The organism is Variovorax sp. Soil_C_39 (assembly GCF_057656815.1).
In genome coordinates, this window is record NZ_JBDGJQ010000005.1 from 1 (window position 1) to 13821 (window position 13821).

The window sequence follows — 13821 nt, forward strand, 5'->3', positions numbered from 1 at the left end:
CCCGCGAAACGCGAGCACCGCAGGTTGCCCCGTAGCGCAGCGAAGGGGTCGCAGACAGCGGGGTCGCCTTTTCTTTGGCTACTTTCTTTTGGCGAAGCAAAAGAAAGTAGCTCGCCCGCCGGGGCGAAACCCGGCCCCGAAACCCAAAAGAACCCCTCACGTCCGCACCTCCCCCGTCCGCCCCTCCGCCTCACGCGAAGAAGAAGAAAAACGCCCCCACAACTGCCTGATCGCCCCCGCAATCCCCTGCGGAAACAACAGCACCAAGAGCAGGATGATCGCCCCGAGCATCGCGCGCCAGTAGTCCGTGTTGCGCGCCACAGTGTCGTGCAGCCAGGTGAAGGTGACGGCACCGACCACCGGCCCCGCGAGCGTCTGGATGCCGCCGAGCAGCACCATCACGAGACCGTCGACCGAGCGGCCCACCCCGAGCGTCTCGGGCGAGATGCTGCCCTTCGAGAACGCGAACAGCGCACCGGCGAGCCCCGCCACCGCACCCGCGATGACGAAGGCGGCCCACTGCATGCGCTTGACGTCGATGCCGATCGCGTCCGCGCGCAGCACCGAGTCGCGGCCCGCGCGCAGCGCATAGCCGAACGGCGAATACAGCACGCGCCGCAACCACCACACGCCCGCACCTACCAGCACCAGCGTGAGCCAGTAATAGGCCCGCTTGTCCGACAGCCAGTCGGATGGCCACACGCCGGTGAGGCCGTTGCTGCCGCCCGTGAAGCTGTCCCACTGGTAGGTGATGGCCCAGGTGATCTGCGCGAAGGCGAGCGTGAGCATGGCCAGGTACACGCCCGACAGCCGCACCGCGAACCAGCCGTAGACAAAGGCGCCGAGCGCGGCCACGAGCGGTGCGACCACGAGCGTGAGTTCCATCGGCAGGTTCAGCGAGCGCGCGAGCAGCGCCGCACCGTAGGCACCGAGGCCGAAGTACGCCGCATGCCCGAACGAATGCATGCCGGCCGGGCCCATGATGAAGTGCAGGCTGGTCGCGAACAGCGCCGCGATCATCAGGTCGATCATGAGCACCAGCGTGTAGGGCGAATCGGCCGTGAGCAGCGGCAGCCCCGCGAGCAGCAGCGCGAGCACGGCAGCGCCCGCCATGTAGGCGTTGCCGGGGCGGCGCAGCGGCTCCTCCTGCATGCCGACGTAGCGGCTCGGTGCCTGCGCGCGGCCGAACAGGCCCCACGGGCGCCACACCAGCACGGCGGCCATCACGAGGAAGTCGACCATCAGCGTGAGCTTCGAAAACGACACGTCGACGCCGAAGATCTCCACCACGCCGAGCCAGATGCACACCGCCTTGATCTCGGCGATGAGCAATGCAGCCACGTAGGCGCCGGGCAGCGACCCCATGCCGCCGACCACCACCACCACGAAGGCCGCGCCGATGGTGTTGAGGTCCATCTCGAGCGTCGCGGGTTCGCGCGGCAACTGCAGTGCACCGCCCAGCCCCGCGAGCAGCGCGCCGAGCGCGAACACCGCGGTGAAGAGCCAGGCCTGGTTCACGCCGAGTGCGCTGACCATCTCGCGGTCCTGCGTGGCGGCGCGCACCAGCGTGCCGAAGCGGGTGCGCGTGAGCAGCAGCCACACCAGCCCGAGCACCACCGGCCCGACCACGATCAGGAACAGGTCGTACGACGGAAACTGCCGCCCGAGGATCTCGACCGAGCCCTTGAGGCCCGGCGCACGCGGCCCCAGCAGTTCGTCGGGCCCCCAGAGCCACAGCACCGCGTCCTTGATGACCAGCACGAGCGCGAAGGTGGCGAGCAACTGGAACAGCTCGGGCGCCTTGTATATGCGGCGCAGCAGCAGCACCTCGATCAGCGCGCCTAGCACGCCGACCGCGAGCGCCGCGACCAGCAGCGCGGGCCAGAAGCCCAGGCTCGAGCCCAGCTTGTCGACCAGCGTGTACGCGATGTAGATGCCCACCATGAAGAACGAGCCATGGGCGAAATTGACGATGCGCGTCACGCCGAAGATCAGCGAAAGGCCGGCGGCCACGAGAAAGAGCGAGGACGCGCCGGCCAACCCGTTGAGCAACTGAACAACGAAGCCTGAAAAACTCATAAGGACCCTGAGGAAACGGGAGACATCCGCCTCCGCGCCTTCATGCAAGAAGGGCCGCGGACGCGGTGCAGGAGCCGCGCAGTCAGTCTGCGGGGCGCATCTTCTTGACTTCGTCGTCGGTCGGCTGGAACTTGGCGCCGTCGAGGTAGACGTAGTCGACCATCACGCCCTTGCCGCCTTCGTTCTTCGTCTTGCCGACATACGCGCCCATGGTCGACTGGTTGTCCTGCGCGCGATAGCTGATCTTGCCGAAGGGTGTGTCGACCTGCAGGCCCTTGAAGGCCGCGACGAGCTTCTCGGTGTCGGTGCCGCCGGCCTTCTTGACGCCTTCGGCGATCGAGTAGATGGCGCTGTAGCCGACCACCGAGCCCAGGCGCGGATAGTCCTTGAACTTGGCCTGGTAGGCATCGAGAAAGGCCTTGTGCTCGGGCGTCTTGATGCCGTTCCACGGGTAGCCGGTCACGATCCAGCCGTTGGGCGCCTCGTCCTTGAGCGGGTCGAGGTACTCGGGCTCGCCGGTCAGCACGCTCACTACCTCGCGGCCCTTGAACAGGCCGCGCGTGTTGCCTTCGCGCACGAACTTCGACAGGTCGGCACCGAACAGCACGTTGAAGATCGCGTCGGGCTTGGCGTCGGCCAGCGCCTGCACCACGCTGCCCGAATCGACCTTGCCGAGCGGCGGCGCCTGCTCGGCCACGAACTCGACGTCGGGCTGCGCGGCCTTCAGCAGCGTCTTGAAGGTGGCGACCGACGACTGGCCGTATTCGTAGTTGGGGTACACGACCGCCCAGCGCTTCTTCTTGAGCTTGGCGGCCTCGGGCACCAGCATCGCGACCTGCATGTAGGTCGAGGGGCGCAGGCGGTAGGTGTACTTGTTGCCGTTGGCCCAGACGATCTTGTCGGTCAGCGGCTCGGCGGCCAGGTAGAAGAACTTCTTCTGCTTCGCGAAGTCGGTCAGCGCCAGGCCGGTGTTCGAGAGGAAGGCGCCCGCGAGCACGTCGACCTTCTCGCGCGAGACCAGCTCCTCGGCCACGCGCACCGCGTCGCCGGGGTTGGCGTTGTCGTCGCGGCTGATGAGTTCGATCTTCTTTCCGTTGACGCCGCCCTTGGCATTGATCTCGTCCACCGCGAGTTCCATGCCCTTCTTGTAGGGCTCGAGGAAGGCGGGCTGCGCCTTGTAGCTGTTGATCTCGCCGATCTTGATCACGCCCTGGGCGTGCGCAGGAACGAGGGCCGCCGTCGCCAGCGTGAGGGCGGAAGCGGCGCAGAAGACATGGCGCAGTGGGTTCATCGGGAAGCTCCTGGAAGGGACAAGAAAAACGAGGTCTTTACGGGGAACACCGCGGAACCGGCTTTGCCGGGCCGCTGGTGTTGCCCCCGGTGAGGGGGTTGGCGAAGCGACACGAAGTGCGCGAAGACTGGGGGAGTACTCATCTCAACCCGTCTTCGCCCTTGATCTCGCTCGCTTGAAGGCCGCCGATGCGCGGCAGCGGCCGGCCGCTGTCGGTGACGGCCACGGCGACCACGATCTCGCCGGCGCGCGGCGCGTCGGACACGCGCGCCTCGACGGCGTCGAAATGGCTGCGCACGAAGGCCGCGTCCTTGTGGCCGAGCGGTACGTCGATGGCGGTGCCGAGCGTGCCGCGCTTCTTGGCCGAGGGCACGAGCGCCGCGCCCTTCTCGACCGCCACGCGCAGCGGCGCGCCGAGCTTGGGATGCAGGATCGCCGCCGCATGCTCGAGCTCGCCGCCTTCGCCGACGATGGCAGCCTTGCCGTAGCTCTGGACCTGGCCCGGCTCGATGCCGAGCGCTTTCACGGCCTTCTGGCCGAGCAGCGCGCCGAGCTCCTCGCCGATCGCGATGAGTTCGTCGAGGTTCTCGCTGTAGCGCCCTGCGTAGGGGTTCTCGATCACCGCGATGGCGACGGCGCGGCGCGTGGGCGGCGTGATCTCGCGGCCCATTTCCTTGCGGGTTTCGTCGACTTGAATGACGAGCTTGCGGATGTTGGCTGTGGTCATGCTCTCTTGATTCCTTGTCTCTGAAATGCGGGAACACCGCGGAACCGGCTTTGCCGGGCCGCTGGTGTTGCCCCCGGCGAGGGGGTTGGCGGCCACACGAAGTGGGCAAGCTTGGGGGAGTACTTCATCTCAGGCCGTCCCACTTGCTGATGTTCTCGGCCAGCAGCCCGCCCACGCGCGCATGCACGCGGTAGCCGGTGCTCATCGCGAGGATGAAGACGATCTCGTCGGCGGCCGGCGCGCCGGGCACGCGCACCTCGATGGCATCGAACTGGCCGCGCACGTAGCTCGCATTGATGTTGGTGAGCGGCACGTCGAGCGCGGCGCCCGGCGGGCCGACCTTCTTGGTCGAGGGCACGATCGACAGCGCATTGCCGGGCTGGCCGGTCTTGGCCTCGCCCTTGCCCGCGGTGTAGGCGGCGCGGTCGCCCTTCCAGCCGAGCAGCTCGCGCATCGCATAGCCCCCGGGCACGTGCCAGAGCGCGCCATGCTCGAGCTCGCCCGCTGCGCCAACGATGGCGCCCTTGCCGTAGGTGGCGATCTGTGCGAGCGGCACGTCCATGGCCGCATGCAGCCGGTGCGCCATGTCGACGCCCACGGGATCGAGCAGCGCCATCATCGGCAGGATGTCGGGCTCGTAGCGGCCGGCGAACGGATTGGTCAGCACCGCGCCGATGGCACCGCGCACCAGTGGCGTCTCGGCGCGCGGGCCGAACTCGTGGTGGATGTGCTCGACCTGGGTGAAGACGCGGCGTATATCGATCATGGGAAAGAACCTTGCTTTTCGTTAAGCAAATACTGAACCAACTGCATCGGCCTGCGCAGCGGGCAGCGACTTGGAGCATAAGGGCTCGACGACTCGAAACTGCCCCTGGCAAACGAGCAGGGCGGCCCAGGCCAGGCCGCTTTTCTGCAGCGCCTGCGCGCACACGGCGCCGGCGTCGAGCGCACGCCGCACCTGCGCGGGCGCGAGCGCCGGCACGTCGACCGTGACCAGGAAATCGCCCAGGTCGCTGTCGTCCTTGCATTCGTTGGCGGGCCGGCGCACGACCGCGGCATCGTCCACGTCGACCGCATTGGCGATCACCGTGGCCGCGGCATCGGCCTGGGCGGCGGTGGCGGCGAGCACGGTCACGCTGTCGGCGATGCCGAGCGAGAAGCTGCGGCCGCGCCAGCCGCTCGTGGCCACGCCGCGCACGGGCTGGGCGGCGCGGATCTCGAACTGCCCGTCGGTGGTGAGGAGGCCGCCTTCGCGCGCGTGGCTGCGCCAGTCGAAGCGCGCCAGGTCGGCATACACGCCCACGCGTGCCGACTGGCCCGGCGCAAGGTACAGCGCGATGTCGCCGCCGTTGTTGATCCAGGCGCGCTCGATGCCGGGGCGTTCGTAGAAGGCAACCAGCTCCTGCGCCACCGAGCCTGCCACGGCCGCCATCGGCGTGAGGAACATCGGCGAGAACGCGGCGCAGGCCTGCCACATGCGCGCCGCGACGGCGCCACGCGGTCGTCTGTTGTCGCTCGCGGGCAGGCGCAGCAGCGGCAGCTCGCGCACCAGTTCGTCGAGCACATGGACGAAGCGCGCCCATGCCGCGTCGTGCGCGGCGGCGACGGCGTACGGATCGCCGTGCGCCTCGACCACGATGTCGATCGGGCCGTGCTGGAAATGCCAGCGGCGCTCGTCCAGCGCGGTGCGTTGGGCGCTCATGGCAACAGACGCGCCTGAGCGGCGCGGTATTCCTCCCTCCCCTTCCGGGGGAGGGCCGGGGTGGGGGCTCGCGGCGCATCCATCGGGCGCTCTGCCCGCCCCCATCCCAACCTTCCCCCAGCGGGGGAAGGAGCAACAGCCGCGGCGCACGTCGAGGTGGACATGCTTCACCCCAGCATCGGCGCGTGGCCGAGCGGCCACGGATTGGCCGCGTCCATCGCGAGCCACTGGCGTGCGAGCGGCGCGCCGTCCTCTTGCCATGCGCCACGCGCGAGCGCCTGCTCGAGTGGGAAGATGTGCGCCACGTGACCGCCGAGCGCCTCGTAGTCGGCGCGCCGCATGCTGAACTCGATCGGCGCCACGATGGCCGGCGTGGGCACGGTGCCGAAGCTGTTGTCGGGCATGCGCATGACGTCGGCCATCACCGTGATGCCGCCGCCGGGCCACACATAGGCCGGGGCGCCGCCGCAGGTCACGTTGACGAGCGCGCGCTTGATCGCCCGCGTGAGCAGCACCGGGTTCTCGGTCACGCCGGCGCGCAAGCTGCCGCCCGCACCACCGAGGAACAGCACCGTGCACAGCGATGGTTCGCAGTTCTCGCCGATGCGCTCGACGATGCGGCGTACGTCGGGCGGCATCGGCTGCTCGACGGGCTTGAGCGCATCGTCGAGCACGTACCACTGCGCATGCTCGCCGGTGGTCGATGTCATCAACAGGCGCAGGCCGGGGCGCGCCACGCCCTCCTCCCAGCCCTCGATGATGGCCAGCGGGTCGGCGATGTCGGTGCCGCCCCAGCCGTTGCCCGGGTTCGCGACCTGGAAGTAGCGCCCCGGCGTAGACTTGCGCCCCAGCATCTGGATGCCCGAAGGCGGCATGTCGAGGCAGCGCCCGGCCTGGTGCTCGGTCAGCACGCCGGTGATGTGGTCGTCGACCACCACCACCTCGTCGGCCACGCCCGCGAACTGGCGCGCGAAGATGCCGACCGCGGCCGAGCCGCAGCCCACGCGCATGCGCTGCTCCTCGACGCCGTTGACGATGGGCGCGCGGCCGGCCTGGACCACGAGCGTGGAGCCGCCGTCGATGGTGCACTCCACCGCCTTCTTGTTGCCGAGCAGCTGCATCAGCTCGACCGTCATGCGGCCCTCTTTCTTGCTGCCGCCCGTGAGGTGGTGCACGCCGCCGAGCGACAGCATCTGCGAGCCGTATTCGGCGGTGGTGACATGGCCCACGACTTCGCCGCGGTAGCGCACATTGGCCTGCTCGGGACCGAGGAAGCGGTCGGTGTCGATCTTCACCTTGAAGCTGCAGTAGCTGAAGATGCCTTCGGTGACGACCGTGACCATGTCGACGCCCTCGGCCTTCGAGGCCACGATGAAGGGCGCGGGCTTGTAGTCGGGATAGGTGGTGGACGAGCCCACGCCGGTCACGAAGACCTGGTCGGCATGCAGCAGGTCGCCGTTCCAGTCGGGAGCGCCGGCCTCGGCGCCCTCGGCGGCCGTGGCGCCGGGCCGGTCGAAGGGCACCAGCGCGGGCGTCTCGGCGGCGAGCTCGCGGCGCAGCAGCACCACGGGGTCGACGCGCACCAGCACGCCCTCGCGGTTGGCATAGCGGTCGCAGGCGCCGGTGCGGCCCTCGGAGATCTGGCACAGCACCGGGCAGGCGTTGCACTCGACCTTGGCGGTGCTCATCTTCTCGTTGCGCGGCGGGGCCTTGCCGAAGGCGCTGGCGCCGGCTTCGAAGGCCACCGGCATGTCCATGCCGGGCAGTCCGTCTGTCTTGGTGTGTTCGGTCATCGGGGCGATCTCGTGGGCAGTGTGCGGAGGCAGCAGGTCCGGTGGGGTTTGCAACAAACGTGCCGTCTGCCCGCTTGTGCGCCGCCTGCCGTTTGTGTAGCATTCCCTACACTTTCATGTTGCGTTCACTACATTCGAGACCAATGTAGCAAACGGGCCCGGTGCTTGCAATGGTGTTTTCTCGCGGTGTTCATCGGGGTTTTTCCGACCAACGACAATGGAGGGTTCGCAGCCGGCCGGGGCTTGCCGCCCCTTCAAGGTGCATTCCGGCTCAGCCATCCTCACTGTCCACAACCCAACAACTCTTGAGTTCCGTATGAGTGCATTCAGCGAAGAACGCGTCCTGAGCGTCCACCACTGGACCGACCGCCTGTTCACCTTCACCACCACGCGCGACCCGGCGCTGCGTTTTTCGAACGGCCATTTCACGATGATCGGGCTGAAGGTCAACGGCAAGCCCCTGCTGCGTGCCTACAGCATCGTGAGCCCCAACTACGAGGAACACCTCGAGTTCCTGAGCATCAAGGTCGAAGAGGGCCCGCTCACTTCGAAGCTGCAGCACATCCAGGTCGGCGACACCATCATCGTCGGGCGCAAGCCGACCGGCACGCTGCTGATCGACTACACGCTGCCGGGCAAGCGCCTCTACCTGTTCGGCACGGGCACCGGCCTCGCACCGTTCATGAGCGTGATCCGAGACCCCGAGACCTACGAAAAGTTCGAACAGGTCATCCTGGTGCACGGCGTGCGCCAGGTCGACGAGCTGGCCTACCACGACCTCGTCACCGACCACCTGCCCAAGCACGAGTTCCTGGGCGAGATGATCGAAAAGCAGCTGCTCTACTACCCCACGGTCACCCGCGAGGAGTTCCGCAACCAGGGCCGCATCACCGACCTGATCGAGACCAACAAGCTCACCGACGACCTCGGCCTGCCCGCGATCAATCCGGTGGAAGACCGCGTCATGCTCTGCGGCAGCCCCGGCTTGCTGGTCGACCTGAAGCACATCCTCGAGAAGCGCGGCTTCAAGGAAGGCAACACCTCCACGCCGGGCGACTTCGTCGTAGAGCGCGCCTTCGCCGAGAAGTAGCCAGGTCCGCCGCGCGAACGATGGCCGACAGCCGCAGCACCGCAGCCGCCAAGCCCCAGCGCCGCACCGGCGTGCGCGAGGCCGCGGCGCAGGCCACGCGCGACAGCATCCTGAAGGCGGCGACCAAGGTCTTCGCGAAATACGGCTACGACGGCGGCAGCGTGGAGAAGATCTCCAAGGCCGCGAAGTCGTACGACCGCATGATCTATTACTACTTCGGCAGCAAGGAAGGCCTGTTCATCGCGGTGCTCGAAGGCATCTACCAGCGCATGGACGATGCGGAGGCCGCGATCGCGCTCGATGCCTCGCGGCCAGTCGAGGCGCTGACCGAAGTGATCCGCTTCGTGCTCGGCTACTACCGCAGGAATCCCGAGTTCGTGACGCTGCTCAACACCGAGAACCTGCACAAGGGCCGGCACATCTCGAAGTCGCTGCGGGCGCGCGAGTATTCGTCACGCGCGGTGTCGATCCTTGCCGAGATCCTTGCGAGCGGCGCGGCGCAGGGGCTGTTCCGCCGCGACCTGGTGGCGCGCGACATCTATCTGCTGATCGCCTCGACCGGCTACTTCTACACCTCGAACCGGCACACGCTCACGGCCTTTCTCGGCGAGCCGCTGGAGTCGCCCGAGGCGATCGCTCACTGGGAAGCGTTCGTGATCGAGACGCTGCTGCGCACCGTGCGGGCCGACGAAGCCCAGGCCCCCAACAACATCACTCCACCCCACGACGAGGACAAAACCCCATGGCAGAAATCGCAACCGGCGGCAAGTCGGGCAAGGTCGTCATCCAGAACATAGGGCTCCTGCTGTCGGGCGACATCGACCGGCCCATCCTCGACGCCGACACCATCGTGGTGAACGACGGCCTGATCGTCGCGGTCGGCAAGCAGAAGGACTGCGACCTCGAAGGCGCGAAGACGGTCATCGACGCGAAGAAGACCTGCGTCGCGCCGGGCCTGATCGACAGCCACGTGCATCCGGTCTTCGGCGACTGGACGCCGCGCCAGGGACAGATCGGCTGGATCGACTCGACCATGCACGGCGGCGTGACCACCATGATCTCGGCCGGCGAAGTGCACCTGCCGGGCCGGCCGAAGGACATCGTGGGCCTGAAGGCGCTGGCCATCACTGCACAGCGTGCGTTCGACAACTTCCGTCCCGGCGGCGTGAAGGTGCTGGCCGGCGCACCGGTGATCGAGAAGGGCATGGTCGAGAGCGATTTCAAGGAACTCGCCGAAGCCGGCGTGAGCCTGCTCGGCGAAGTCGGCCTGGGCTCGGTCAAGGCCGGCTACGAGGCCAAGGAGATGGTCGCCTGGGCGCGCAAGTACGGCATCCAGAGCACGATCCACACGGGCGGGCCCTCGATTCCGGGCTCGGGCCTGATCGACAAGGACGTGGTGCTCGAGGCCGACGCCGACGTGATCGGCCACATCAACGGCGGCCACACCTCGCTGCCCGAGGCGCACGTGTGCGAGCTGTGCGAGAAGAGCTCGCGCGCGATCGAGATCGTGCACAACGGCAACGAGAAGGTGGCCATCGCGGCGGCCCGGGCGGCGCTCGAGCTCAAGTGCCCGCACCGCGTGATCCTCGGCACCGACGGGCCCGCGGGCTCGGGCGTGCAGCCACTGGGCATCCTGCGCATGATTGCGATGCTGTCTTCGATCGCGAACATCCCGGCCGAGCTGGTGTTCTGCTTCGCCACCGGCAACACCGCGAAGATCCGCAAGCTCAACTGCGGCCTCGTCGAAGTGGGCCGCGATGCCGACTTCGTGTTCATGGACCGGGCCCAGCATTCGCCCGCGCCGGGCCTGCTCGAGAGCGTGCAGCTCGGCGACATCCCGGGCGTGGGCATGGTGATGATCGACGGCATCGTGCGCTGCGGCCGCAGCCGCAACACGCCGCCCGCGACCGAGATCCCGGTGGTGGTCTCGGGCGCGCACTGAGCGGCTAGGGCCGGCGGCGCGCCTTGAAGACGAGTTGCCGCGCGGCCACGAAATTGACCACGAGCCCCGCGCAACTGCCGGCCGCGACGCCGAGCGCCGGCACCCAGCGGCCTTCGAAGGCATGCAGCACCCCCACGTAGGCGCCGTAGTTCACGGCCGCGCCGCCGAGCATGGTGACGAGATAGCCGAGGTATTCGCGCACGAGCGAGCTGCCCGACGGCCGCGCCGCGAAGGTGTAGCGCCGGTTCAGCGCCCAGGTCGCGGTGGCCGCCGCCCAGAACGACACCACGCGCGCGCCGTACCAGCCGAGCCAGGGCGCGGCGAGGTACAGCACCGCCACGTCGACCACGAAACCCGCTGCGCCGACCGCGGCGAACAGCAGGAACTCGCGGCCGGGTTTCATGCCCCGCGGCGGAACAGCCCGACGCCCGGCACCCCGAGGTAGCGCAGCCGCTTGGTTTCGCGGCGCGCGAGCCGGATCGCGTGCATCACCACGCCGCACACCATCGACAGCATGGCCGCGAGCATGGCGCCGGTCGCGAGCACCGCGGTGGGCAGGCGCGGCACCAGGCCGGTGTGCATGTAAGTGATGAGGAGCGGGATCGCCAGCGCGATCGCGCCGATGCCCAGCACCGCCGCGAAGATCGAGAAGAACTGCAGCGGCCGCTCGCTGATGAACAGCTTGCAGATGGTCCTGAGGATGCGCCAGCCGTCGCGGTAGGTCGAGAGCTTGCTGTGCGAGCCCTCGGGGCGCGTGGTGTAGGCGGTCGCGATCTCGGCATAGGGCATGCGCAGTTCGAGCGCATGCACGGTGAGTTCGGTCTCGATCTCGAAGCCCTGCGACAGCGCGGGGAACGACTTCACGTAGCGGCGCGAGAACACGCGGTAGCCCGAGAGCATGTCGGTCAGGCCGCCGCCGAAGAGCTGCGCGACGGCGCCGGTCAGAAGCCGGTTGCCGAAGCGGTGGCCGGTGCGGTAGGTGAGCGCGTTCTGGCCATCGTCGACGCGGCTGCCCACCACCATGTCGAGGTTGCCCTCCACCAGCGCATCGACCAGCCGCCGCGCGCTGGCCACGTCGTAGGTGGCGTCGCCGTCGACCGTGACGTAGACGTCGGCCTCGACGTCGGCGAACATGCGGCGCACCACGTTGCCCTTGCCGGGCGCGGCCACGTGCGTGACCCAGGCGCCGTTCGCGCGCGCGATGGCGCCGGTGTCGTCGGTCGAGTTGTTGTCGAAGACGTGGATCTCGGCCTCGGGCAGCGCCGCGCGGAACTCGGCGATCACCTGCGCGATGGAAAGCGCCTCGTTGTAGCAGGGGATGACCGCGGCGATGCGCATCGGGGCGGTGGCTGGCGTCTGGGGCTCGTTCATGGTGCGCTCGAGAGGATACGGTACGCCCGGCCGCCGTCCTGTTCGTACAGCAGGGTGAAGTGCGCGTCGAAGCCGGGCCGGGTGGCGAGCGTGGGCACCAACGAGGTCGGCATGACGATGGCGGTAAAGCCCAGGCCGGCGAGCTTGCGCGCCATGTCGCCCGGCGGCAGCAGCAAAAAGTCGCGGTAGCGCCAGGGGCCGAGCGTGTCGCCCCAGATCGGATTCGGCCCGTAGTAAATCGCCTCGTTGAGCGCGATCTGGTAGACGCGCCCGTCGGCATGCCGGCGCAGGTAGTCCATGGCGCCGTAGCCGGGCACGTTCTGCCGCAGGAAGGCTTCGCGCGTCTCTTGTGTGGGCGAGATCATCGCGATCTTCTCGGCGGTCTGGCGCATCGACACCGCGGCCAGCGCGGCCAGCAGCAGCACGGCGGCCCAGTCGGCCGCGAGGCCGAAGCGCCCCGGCGACACCACCGCCGCAGCGGCGCCGCCCGGCAGCCCGCGGCGGCCGAACATGCGGCCCAGGCCCTTGGCGATCCAGCCGAACAGCACCTGCCAGCCGATGGCCGCCGTCAGCGCGATCAGCGGGTACGAGGCCGTGAGGTAGCGCGGATAGCGCGAAGTGATGAGCCAGACGGCCACCGAATAGAAGCTGAACCAGCCGGCGGCGCGCAGCGCGGGCGAGCGCTTCCAGAGCAGGCCGAAGGGCGCGAGGAACACGGCCCAGATCAGCAGGTTGGGCCGCGCGGCATGGTCGCGCACATCGGCGACTTGCTGCACGTAGTCGGCCGGGATCCAGTCGGTGAAGCCGAACACGCGGGCGCCGATCGGGTTGAACGGGTCGCCGGTCATCACGGCATTGCGGGCATACCAATAGATGCAGGGCACGAGGAAGCAGGCCAGCGCCAGCGCCCAGGCCTTGGGCCGCCGCTCGTGCCACACGACGAACAGCGCCACCAGCGGCAGGAAGGTCAGCGCCTGGTACTTGGAACCCGCAGCCACGCCGAGCGCGAAGGCCGCCACGCCGAGCCAGCGCATGCCGCCCGCCACCGGCTCGGACTCGCGCCACCACCACAGCGCCACGCAGGCCGTGAGCACGAAGAGCGCCACGCCCATGTCGATGAGCGCATTCGAATAGTCGCCGATGCCGAGCCAGATCGCGGCGCCGATGCAGGCGGTGAGCCGGTTCGCATGCAGCATCCCGAGGCGAAAGACCATCAGCACCGAGAGCGCGCCGGCCAGTCCGTTGAGCAGGTGCGGCAGCACGTCGTCGCCGAGTTGCAGCGCGGCCGCATAGAGCAGGTTGTAGTTGTACGGGAACCAGGGGTAGCGCAGCCACTCGTGGATGCCGAGGCTGCCCTGCTCGGCCACCAGGCGCGCATAGGGCAGGTGGTACATGAGCTCGTCGAACGCGGCCGGTGGCGCGAGCGGCGCGACGATCGATGGCAGCGCCACCAGCGCGAGCGCGATGGCGGCGATCTTCTCGTTGCGCGCCCAGGGCGCCCGGGCGGCGACGGCCGCAGTGCCGCGCAGCACCCGCAGCGCGCGCCACCAGGGCCTTGCCTGCAGCGCCGCCGCCAGCACGCCCGCGCCGACCAGCGCCGCCGTGGCCTGCGGCTTGAACAGGCCGAAGACCGCGAGCAGCTGGAAGGCGCAGATGAAGAAGCCGACCCCGAGGGCCGCGGCCATGGCCGCCTCGAGCCAGGCATCGCGACGGGGCGGCGGCGCCAGGTGCGCAAGCAGCGCGCGTCCCGCGCCCCAGCAGGCGACCACGAAGACCGCCCATGCCGCGTACTGCGCGGCTGCAAACATCAGCTTCTGAATAACGAC

12 protein-coding genes are annotated in these 13821 nt (G+C 68.7%); 3 read left to right on the forward strand and 9 right to left on the reverse strand.

Going from position 1 to position 13821, the window contains the following annotated elements; translation table 11 throughout:
• Nucleotides 1-156: 156 nt before the first annotated feature.
• From AC3A6J_RS14230 to AC3A6J_RS14255, 6 genes are all read right to left on the reverse strand, one after another.
• The gene (locus AC3A6J_RS14230; RefSeq protein ID WP_487860609.1) at nt 157-2079 is read right to left on the reverse strand and encodes an ABC transporter permease; all 1923 of its coding nucleotides are present in this window, start codon (nt 2077-2079) and stop codon (nt 157-159) included.
• Nucleotides 2080-2161: 82 nt separating this feature from the next.
• Nucleotides 2162-3370 (reverse strand): ABC transporter substrate-binding protein, encoded by a 1209-nt coding sequence (locus AC3A6J_RS14235; RefSeq protein ID WP_487860610.1) that lies wholly within the window; start codon nt 3368-3370, stop codon nt 2162-2164.
• A 139-nt stretch (nt 3371-3509) separates the two neighbouring features.
• The gene (locus AC3A6J_RS14240) at nt 3510-4097 is read right to left on the reverse strand and encodes an amino acid synthesis family protein (RefSeq protein WP_487860611.1); all 588 of its coding nucleotides are present in this window, start codon (nt 4095-4097) and stop codon (nt 3510-3512) included.
• Nucleotides 4098-4221: 124 nt separating this feature from the next.
• Nucleotides 4222-4863, reverse strand: a complete 642-nt coding sequence (locus tag AC3A6J_RS14245; RefSeq protein WP_487860612.1) for an amino acid synthesis family protein — start codon at nt 4861-4863, stop codon at nt 4222-4224.
• A 21-nt stretch (nt 4864-4884) separates the two neighbouring features.
• On the reverse strand, nt 4885-5799 hold the full coding sequence (locus tag AC3A6J_RS14250; protein ID WP_487860613.1) for a UPF0280 family protein: 915 nt from the start codon (nt 5797-5799) through the stop codon (nt 4885-4887).
• 167 nt (nt 5800-5966) lie between these two features.
• Nucleotides 5967-7592: a 6-hydroxynicotinate reductase gene (locus tag AC3A6J_RS14255; protein ID WP_487860614.1), complete on the reverse strand. Its 1626-nt coding sequence runs from the start codon at nt 7590-7592 to the stop codon at nt 5967-5969.
• A 316-nt stretch (nt 7593-7908) separates the two neighbouring features.
• Here AC3A6J_RS14255 and AC3A6J_RS14260 point away from each other — a divergent pair, with 316 nt between their 5' ends.
• Genes AC3A6J_RS14260 through AC3A6J_RS14270 form a run of 3 tightly spaced genes read left to right on the forward strand, consistent with a single transcriptional unit; the run spans nt 7909 to nt 10624 of the window.
• Nucleotides 7909-8682: a ferredoxin--NADP reductase gene (locus tag AC3A6J_RS14260; RefSeq protein ID WP_487860615.1), complete on the forward strand. Its 774-nt coding sequence runs from the start codon at nt 7909-7911 to the stop codon at nt 8680-8682.
• Nucleotides 8683-8702: 20 nt separating this feature from the next.
• Nucleotides 8703-9479 carry a TetR/AcrR family transcriptional regulator gene (locus AC3A6J_RS14265; RefSeq protein WP_487860616.1) on the forward strand — a complete coding sequence of 259 codons (777 nt, stop codon included), beginning with the start codon at nt 8703-8705 and terminating at the stop codon, nt 9477-9479.
• Nucleotides 9425-10624 (forward strand): amidohydrolase family protein, encoded by a 1200-nt coding sequence (locus AC3A6J_RS14270; RefSeq protein ID WP_487860617.1) that lies wholly within the window; start codon nt 9425-9427, stop codon nt 10622-10624. The genes AC3A6J_RS14265 and AC3A6J_RS14270 overlap by 55 nt, the downstream gene beginning before the upstream one ends.
• Before the next feature lie 4 nt (nt 10625-10628).
• On the opposite strand, the gene AC3A6J_RS14275 is transcribed toward AC3A6J_RS14270, so the two are convergent.
• From AC3A6J_RS14275 to AC3A6J_RS14285, 3 genes are read right to left on the reverse strand one after another with little or no spacing between them, the layout of a single operon-like run.
• Nucleotides 10629-11027: a GtrA family protein gene (locus AC3A6J_RS14275; RefSeq protein ID WP_487860618.1), complete on the reverse strand. Its 399-nt coding sequence runs from the start codon at nt 11025-11027 to the stop codon at nt 10629-10631.
• Nucleotides 11024-11995, reverse strand: a complete 972-nt coding sequence (locus AC3A6J_RS14280; RefSeq protein WP_487860619.1) for a glycosyltransferase family 2 protein — start codon at nt 11993-11995, stop codon at nt 11024-11026. The genes AC3A6J_RS14275 and AC3A6J_RS14280 overlap by 4 nt, the downstream gene beginning before the upstream one ends.
• Complete coding sequence (locus AC3A6J_RS14285) at nt 11992-13803, reverse strand: ArnT family glycosyltransferase (protein ID WP_487860620.1); 1812 nt, start codon at nt 13801-13803, stop codon at nt 11992-11994. The genes AC3A6J_RS14280 and AC3A6J_RS14285 overlap by 4 nt, the downstream gene beginning before the upstream one ends.
• Nucleotides 13804-13821 lie beyond the last annotated feature (18 nt).

Bases quoted from the DNA above. Each gene is read 5' to 3' on its own strand.
- AC3A6J_RS14230 (WP_487860609.1), bottom strand. From the start codon at position 2,079: ATGAGTTTTTCAGGCTTCGTTGTTCAGTTGCTCAACGGGTTGGCCGGC.
- AC3A6J_RS14235 (WP_487860610.1), bottom strand. From the start codon at position 3,370: ATGAACCCACTGCGCCATGTCTTCTGCGCCGCTTCCGCCCTCACGCTG.
- AC3A6J_RS14240 (WP_487860611.1), bottom strand. From the start codon at position 4,097: ATGACCACAGCCAACATCCGCAAGCTCGTCATTCAAGTCGACGAAACC.
- AC3A6J_RS14245 (WP_487860612.1), bottom strand. From the start codon at position 4,863: ATGATCGATATACGCCGCGTCTTCACCCAGGTCGAGCACATCCACCAC.
- AC3A6J_RS14250 (WP_487860613.1), bottom strand. From the start codon at position 5,799: ATGAGCGCCCAACGCACCGCGCTGGACGAGCGCCGCTGGCATTTCCAG.
- AC3A6J_RS14255 (WP_487860614.1), bottom strand. From the start codon at position 7,592: ATGACCGAACACACCAAGACAGACGGACTGCCCGGCATGGACATGCCG.
- AC3A6J_RS14260 (WP_487860615.1), top strand. From the start codon at position 7,909: ATGAGTGCATTCAGCGAAGAACGCGTCCTGAGCGTCCACCACTGGACC.
- AC3A6J_RS14265 (WP_487860616.1), top strand. From the start codon at position 8,703: ATGGCCGACAGCCGCAGCACCGCAGCCGCCAAGCCCCAGCGCCGCACC.
- AC3A6J_RS14270 (WP_487860617.1), top strand. From the start codon at position 9,425: ATGGCAGAAATCGCAACCGGCGGCAAGTCGGGCAAGGTCGTCATCCAG.
- AC3A6J_RS14275 (WP_487860618.1), bottom strand. From the start codon at position 11,027: ATGAAACCCGGCCGCGAGTTCCTGCTGTTCGCCGCGGTCGGCGCAGCG.
- AC3A6J_RS14280 (WP_487860619.1), bottom strand. From the start codon at position 11,995: ATGAACGAGCCCCAGACGCCAGCCACCGCCCCGATGCGCATCGCCGCG.
- AC3A6J_RS14285 (WP_487860620.1), bottom strand. From the start codon at position 13,803: ATGTTTGCAGCCGCGCAGTACGCGGCATGGGCGGTCTTCGTGGTCGCC.